Source organism: Frankia sp. EI5c (assembly GCF_001636565.1).
GTDB lineage: Bacteria > Actinomycetota > Actinomycetes > Frankiales > Frankiaceae > Parafrankia.
Map to the genome: position 1 here is coordinate 1 of NZ_LRTK01000139.1, position 4,917 is coordinate 4,917.

General features: G+C 68.5%; 2 protein-coding genes and 1 pseudogene. All 3 read left to right on the forward strand.

From position 1 onward, the window contains the following. Positions 1 to 695, forward strand: a 695-nt coding sequence (locus tag UG55_RS26560; RefSeq protein ID WP_206779446.1) for a hypothetical protein, incomplete at its 5' end; no start/stop codon positions are given. Next, complete coding sequence (locus UG55_RS26565) at positions 692 to 1,411, forward strand: TnsA-like heteromeric transposase endonuclease subunit (RefSeq protein WP_066072373.1); 720 nt, start codon at positions 692 to 694, stop codon at positions 1,409 to 1,411. The genes UG55_RS26560 and UG55_RS26565, both read left to right, overlap by 4 nt. A gap of 2,514 nt (positions 1,412 to 3,925) precedes the next feature. Then, a pseudogene (locus tag UG55_RS48395) lies at positions 3,926 to 4,375 on the forward strand (TniB family NTP-binding protein); the annotation flags it as partial. Positions 4,376 to 4,917 lie beyond the last annotated feature (542 nt).

Consider the following 4,917-nt stretch of genomic DNA (forward strand, 5'->3'; position numbering starts at 1 on the left):
TCCGCCGTTCCCGGCATCGGGTCTTCGACGCCGACGTGCGTCCGGTGCTACGAACGACAACCGCAGCCGGATTGGAGTATCGCCATATCCCTCAGCTGATCGACGTGGCGGACTACGGGGAGCTGGTCGCCTCGTGCCTGCCAGGGGTCGCGGAGGTCGCCGGGCGGCGGCTGACCGCCGCCGCGTGCGGCCGTCTGCTCGGCGCCCGGTCCTGGGATCTGGCCGTGGGCAGGCTGGGTATGGCCGGCCATGCCGGGGTGGTGAGCAGGAACGCCGGCGTGATCCGCGGGCTGGCGGACCCGGAGGCGTTCTGGGCGGGGGTCTCGGAGGTGATGGACCGGTTGGCGGCCCGGGGGCCGGTCGACTACGCGGCGCGCCGCGATGCGCTTGCCGGCCTGACGGAAATACCCGCCGCGGTGCTGGACGGGATCGCTGTCCGTTCGGGCATGCCGGCCTGCCCGGGGCAGTATCGGCACGCTGCTGCCTGGGTCTGGGCGCAGGTGACCGGTGGGGACATCCGCGACGCCCCTGCCTATCCCGCCCGGCTTGCGGACGGGCGCCCGACGCGAGGCGCTGCTCGCAGGCTGGACGGCGCTCACCGCCGTCGCTTCGTCGCAGCCCTGCCGCCTGCGGCCTGCGAGGAGCTGCTTCGCTACGGCGTTCGCCTGCTGGCGGGTCGCGGGGTCTCGTCATGAGCCGGCACAGCACCCGAAGACTGAAGATCCGCTACGTGGAGGCGGGTGGGGTCGATCGGCTGGTCCTCGCGGAGGAAGCCGGCAGCGTTGCCTTCGAGTCCTGCCGGCCGGTGCGTGTGATCCCCGCCTACCATGGACAGCGCCACACGCCGGGCTGGTATTGGTCCGCCACCACAGGCGGGTTGCTGGCCTATGAGAGCTTCCTGGAACGCCAGTGGCTGACGCTGCTGGACTTCGACGCCCCGGTGACCGCGATCGCCACCCAGGCCCTGGAGCTGCATGGCACCGACGTCGCCGGTGACTGGCGGCACGTCCCGGATATCTTCACCCGCCGCGCGGACGGGTCGGTCCTGATCGTCGATGTGAAGAATCCTCGCCGCCGGCACGATCCGCGGGTGGTCCAGCAGACCGAACGGACTGCCACCGCCTGCGATCGGATCGGCTGGGCCTACGAGATGGTGACCGTTCCGCCCCCGCAGCGTTACGCCAACGTCGCCTGGCTGGCCGGCTACCGCCGGCCGCTGCGGGCCACCAGCAGGCTGACAGCGTCGATCACGACCCAGGCCGCGACGCAGACCACGGTGGCGGAGTTGGCCGCCGCGACGGGCGCCCCGGAACTGGCCCGTCCGGTGATCTTCCACTTGCTCTGGTGTCAGCAGCTGGTCTGCGATCTGGACACACCGCTGTCCGAACGCACCGTGGTGCGCGGCCGATGACCGCGCCGACCAGGCTGGCGTTGGGTGACTGGGTCGCGTTCGACAACGAAACCCAGCAGATCGTGGGATTCACCGATACCGGCGTGCGGCTGCGGTCGGAGACCGGCCGCATGCAGATCATCCTGCTGGCCGCGCTGCTCGCCGCCCCCGACTTCCGCACCATCCCCGACAGCGCGCCGGCGAACGCAGGGGAGGTGCGCACCGAGGCGGTGGACCGGGAAGCGATCCTGCTCGGCCTGCCCGCCGGTGAACGTGCCCGCGTGGAAGAACTGGAGGAACACCTGCACCAGGTCGAGACCGGCTTCCCGACCGGCACCGCGGCCGATCACAGCGAACCCGACCCCGCCTACGATCCGGCTCAGACCACGCTGACCGCGCGGATCGACACCAAAGCAGCCGAGCTGGGTCTGACGAGCCGACGGCTCTGGCAACTACGCCGGGCCTGGCAGCACGATGGCCTGGTCGGCCTCGCCGACCGGCGCAAGACCCGCCCCTGCGCCCCGCTGGCCCCCGTCGACCCGCGGATCATCACGGCGATCCGTGAACAGGCCGCCGCTGACCGGTTGGAGTCCTCCGCGACGATCGGGAACCGTTTCCACCGGCGCACCCAGAACCGGCTCGACGCCCAGCACGGTCTCGGCGAGGTCGTCCTGCCGGGCAAGGACCGCTTCCGCCGGATCGTCCACCAGGCGCTGGTCGGGCCCCGACCCGACGACCCGGCGACGCTGCGGATCCGCACCGCGAACCAGCCGGACCGGACCTTCGGGAAAGCGACCGCCACCCGCCCGGGTGAGGTCGTGATGATGGACACCACCGGACTCGACGTGATCGCCTACGACCCGGACACCGACGACACCGTGCCGGTCGAGCTCACGGTCGCCCTNGACCTGGCGACCCGGTCCCTGCTGGCCTGGCGACTCACCCCGCGCGGCACGAAAAGCGTCGACATCGGCCTGCTGCTCGCGGATGTGATGACCCCGGAGCCGATGCGTCCGCACTGGCCCGACGCGCTGCGCTTCGCGTCGCTACGGATCCCGCACGAGCGGATCCTCACCGTTGACCAGCGTCTCGCGCACGCCGCGGCCCGGCCGGTCATCTACCCGGAGACGCTGCTCTTCGATCACGGAAAACCCTACAAGTCCGAGGTCGTCACCCGCGCATGCCGGCGGCTGGGGATCAGCATCCAGGACGCCAGGATGTTCACCCCGACCGACAAACCCCACGTCGAACGCATCTTCGCGACGATCAACCGGCAGTTCTGTGAACACCTGGCCGGCTACAAGGGCTCTGACATCACCCACCGGGGCCTGCACGCCGAGGACACCGCCCGGTGGAGCATCGACGATATCGCCGAGCTGTTCGCCGAATACGCGGTTGGGATCTACCAGCGCCGCCACCATCAGGGCCTGATCCTCCACGGCTTCCCCGACCTGCGCGCCTCGCCGAACGAGGCATACGCCATGGCGATCGCCGCCGCGGGCTACGTCGACTGCCCCAACGATCCCGATCTCTACTATGAACTCCTGCCGATCGCCGACGGGAAAGGCCGCACCATCCAACCGGCCGGCGTCCGCATCGGCTATCTCACCTACAACGCCGACATCCTCTACCGCTACCGCAGGACCCGCTCGCCTTACCCGGACGGCCTCTGGCCGATCCGCCGTGACCCCCGTAACCTGCTCCACGCCTACTTCCACGACCCCGACGACGGGCGGTGGCACGTCCTGCGCTGGACTCACGCCCTCGACGTCCACCAGCCGTTCACCGACGTCACCATCCGCGAAGCCCGCCGACTCGTCTCCCAGCGCGGACGCAACCCCACCGACCAGGACGACGTCGCCACCGCTCTCCTGGATCTCCAGAACCGCGCCGACGACCCGGCGACCTGGACCCGAACCGCCCGCAGCCGGACCGCCCGCGACAGCCACCGCGGCCGAGCAGCACACCGCGACGCCCAGCGGGCAGGCCCGCCAGCCGACGACCCTCAACCCCCGACAGACCTGCCACCAGCTTCCGCCGACGAGTTCGATCTCGACGAGATCCCCGCGGCCGAGACCTGGAAACCCCGCCTTCCTCGGATCCCCTGATGCACTTCGCGCACCCCGGACTTGCCGAGCCACGCACCAAAGAAGAATGGCGCGCCTACCTCGACACCGCCCCGCCCACCCCACCACCCATGCCTTCCCACGCCGCCTACCTGCGCATGGACCCCGACCAGCGCGCCCTCCTCGACGAGGCCCGCGAGGACTACCACAGCGCCCTGATCATCGTCCGCACCGACCAGATGAAACGCATCCACCACCTGATTCNCCGGCGCATGCGCACCAACGCACGCCAAGCCCCCGGAGCCCGCCGCGGCATNGTCCTCGACGGGCCCGCCACCATCGNGNAATCAACCCTGGTGAAAATCTTCGCCGCGGACTTCGAGCAGGCCCTCCGCAGCCGCTATCCGGACCGCTTCGCCATCGACACCGAACCCCGCGTCATCAACGGCTACCTCGTCGACTACACCCNGGTCGTCTATCTCAACATCCCTTCCCAGGCCACCCCGAAAGATCTCTCCGTCATCCTCGCGGACTACCTCGGTCACCCCCACTCCAACCATGCGACCAAAAATGAGATCACGAAAGCCGTCCTCGATGCCATGCGGCTTTGCGGCGTCGAACTCGTCATCATCGACGACATCCACTTCCTCGACTTGTCGGCCCGCGAAGGAAAGATCGTCAACGATCATCTCAAATACCTCGCCAACCACACCGCCGCCACCTTCATCTACACCGGAGTCGACCTGAAAACCTCCGGCCTGTTCCTCGAAGGCCACGGCAGCACCCGCGCCACCCAGACCTCAGGACGCAACACCCTCCACAAAATGAGGCCCTTCACTCTCAACAGCGACCAGGAGAAAAAAGAATGGATTGGCGTCATTAAGGCCATGGAAGACGCCCTTCTGCTCCACCACCACAANCCCGGAAGCCTCGTCCGCCTCTGGAACTACCTCCACGATCGTAGCGCAGGAAGCATCTGCGGCCTGTCCGACCTCATCCGCGAATCCGCCGTCGAAGCCATCCACACCGGCCAGGAATCCATCACCCGCTCCCTCATGGACGGCATTGAGATCAGCGAGCTCGCACAGGAGCACTACCGGCGAACACGATCACTTTTACGGAGCGAGCAACGGAAACGTCGCTCGGGCGATCCCAATTCAACTTCATAATACCGAAGGAAATGAGTAGTCCCTCCGAGCCGTGGTCGCTGGATACAGGCATGCCAGCGAAGATCACTGGCAGGCCCGACAGCGGACGGATCGACGCCCACTCCACCGACGAGCGGGCCGCCCGATGCCGAACCGCCTCACCGCCAGTGCGGGAAATGCGCGCGGGACGCTCCGTCACAGTGCGGCGTTGGTCGTGATCCGGTCACCTCGGACCGGCCCGCTATGCTGCTGCGGACCAAGCGCTTCGCACCCGATGGACGGCGTGTGGTGCTGCTCGGGCAAACTGGCAACC

Coding starts and splice junctions, on each gene's coding strand:
- UG55_RS26565 (WP_066072373.1), top strand. CDS start 692: ATGAGCCGGCACAGCACCCGAAGACTGAAGATCCGCTACGTGGAGGCG.